Annotated in this window: 4 protein-coding genes and 1 pseudogene; 1 reads left to right on the plus strand and 4 read right to left on the minus strand. The window is 46.6% G+C overall.

Annotation, left to right across the window (positions count from 1 at the left end):
• Positions 1-40: 40 nt before the first annotated feature.
• Positions 41-139 (plus strand): reverse transcriptase N-terminal domain-containing protein, encoded by a 99-nt coding sequence (locus F6K53_RS46290; RefSeq protein ID WP_366511426.1) that lies wholly within the window; start codon positions 41-43, stop codon positions 137-139.
• Between the two features lie 6 nt (positions 140-145).
• Here the strand turns inward: F6K53_RS46290 and F6K53_RS40140 are convergent, their stop codons facing one another.
• The 4 genes and pseudogenes from F6K53_RS40140 to F6K53_RS40155 all read right to left on the minus strand — a co-directional run.
• Positions 146-385 (minus strand): hypothetical protein, encoded by a 240-nt coding sequence (locus tag F6K53_RS40140; protein ID WP_293085658.1) that lies wholly within the window; start codon positions 383-385, stop codon positions 146-148.
• On the minus strand, positions 355-1,005 hold the full coding sequence (locus tag F6K53_RS40145) for a hypothetical protein (RefSeq protein WP_293085661.1): 651 nt from the start codon (positions 1,003-1,005) through the stop codon (positions 355-357). Before F6K53_RS40145 ends, F6K53_RS40140 begins: the two co-directional genes overlap by 31 nt.
• Positions 923-1,327, minus strand: coding sequence for a hypothetical protein (locus F6K53_RS40150; RefSeq protein WP_293085664.1), 405 nt, complete (start codon positions 1,325-1,327; stop codon positions 923-925). The genes F6K53_RS40145 and F6K53_RS40150 overlap by 83 nt, the downstream gene beginning before the upstream one ends.
• A gap of 127 nt (positions 1,328-1,454) precedes the next feature.
• Positions 1,455-1,735 (minus strand): annotated as a pseudogene (locus tag F6K53_RS40155) (hypothetical protein); the annotation flags it as partial.

Consider the following 1,735-nt stretch of genomic DNA (forward strand, 5'->3'; position numbering starts at 1 on the left):
AACACGAGTAGCAGTTATGTCCAATACACACAATCCTGTGATGGTGGAACTGAATAACTGGAACTCCCTCAAATGGAAATCCATTGAGAGGGCAGTGTTCAAGCTGCAAAAGCGTATCTATAAAGCCCTGATTGACTGACAAAAGTTATTCCGGAACATATTGGTACGTTAGTACTTTGAACTCTAGCCTATAAATTCGTTTCTCGTGTTGTTTGCGCGATGCCATAACAGGGTCAGGATCACGGTTGGAGGTGAAACTGACGTGACGAATCAGTCGCCATCCGTTTAACAGAGCAGTTTTGACCCAATCCCAGCCGATGCGGAAATAGCTGTTGCCACGTGCGCCAATGGGTGTCAACCCACCGTCGTTTCCCCGTTTCCACAACCAATGTGCCTTGTGCCGTAACATAGAGTGTAGCCAATGCCAAGATGAACCAAAGTCTCGTGCATAGCACATACACAGCGAATCTCAGACTTCTGGATGTTCCAGCCGTTAGACTGGTCGTCCAAAAAAGCCTCTTCAATATCGAATCTTAATCCGTATTCATAGAATGTTTGTAAGGTGGTCGGTTCATCACTGACGATGGCCCAAAACTCACCATTGATGTTGTTGCGCCCAAAGGCTATGTGGACCGAGCCATACCATTGGTCTTTATGCAATCCCACGTTGTGAAAACACAGTGCTTCGCCCCGTTTGAAGTGAAACTGTTTAAGTTGACACCAACCTTTGCCAGTGCGCCAAATCCAAGCATCCTTTTTCAAACGGATACGATAATGCCAATGCCATTGCTGAGTCAGGGCTTGAATTAAATCCTTATGGACAAACCCTCGATCAGCCAATAAGACAATTTTTACGTCTTTGGGTAGGCACCGAGCTGCCTGATCCAACACGTCTCGGTAGTCCTTGAATGAGACCATCGCACTACTGTGATGAAGCACTCGCCAAGCCACCGGCAAGGCACGACCCCGATAAACCACTGCCACAAGGGAGCTGGCAATACTCATCCCAGAACAATGACGTATCCAAGCTCAAGTAAAGACACTCCTGTTGCCAGTCCGCCAAGGCGGCTTGGATCAATGGTTTATACAGTCGATGTATATTGATACGAGGGTTATTGAGCCATCGACGAACCCGTCTGTGCTTACTGTGAGCATACTTTCCTCGGCAGGGCAGATAGGATATCCAGCGGGTCAGATTAACTTCACCACTATGGATCAAGGCCACCACCATCCATATACAGACCGTTAGGTGAGCTTTGTGTGCCCAGGGACTGGCTTGACCGAGCCAGGTATTCAGGGCATTGTAGAGGCGGGAGTTTTTTTTCACAGCGTTCTTATGGTTTTGAGTGGCATCTAAATCTTAGAACGCTGGCTCCCACTCAGATTTTTTTAATCCCTCAAGCATCCATCTGACAAACAGTTTGACAAAACAGTGACCGCCTTTTGTCAGTCAGTCAGGCATCAGAGATGAGAACAACACCACTCCAGATGGCTATGATACAAATTGTTACATATAGAGCTTGGATGTTAGGGTATTTAGTCTTGAGGGTATTGAAGAACTTCTCGCGCAGACTAGGGCGACTAGAGGGTTTTGGTTGGATGTCTGAAATAGCTGATTGGATGGGTTTTTTAGGGTCCATATTAAGTTTGCTTAAATTAGAACTCAAGTAAACCGATTGGGAGCAGGTCTTGCGTTGCAGAACATTTGTACTATGTCCCATGAGCGCAAGCTTAA

It is taken from the genome of Moorena sp. SIO4A1 (assembly GCF_010672065.1).
GTDB lineage: Bacteria > Cyanobacteriota > Cyanobacteriia > Cyanobacteriales > Coleofasciculaceae > Moorena.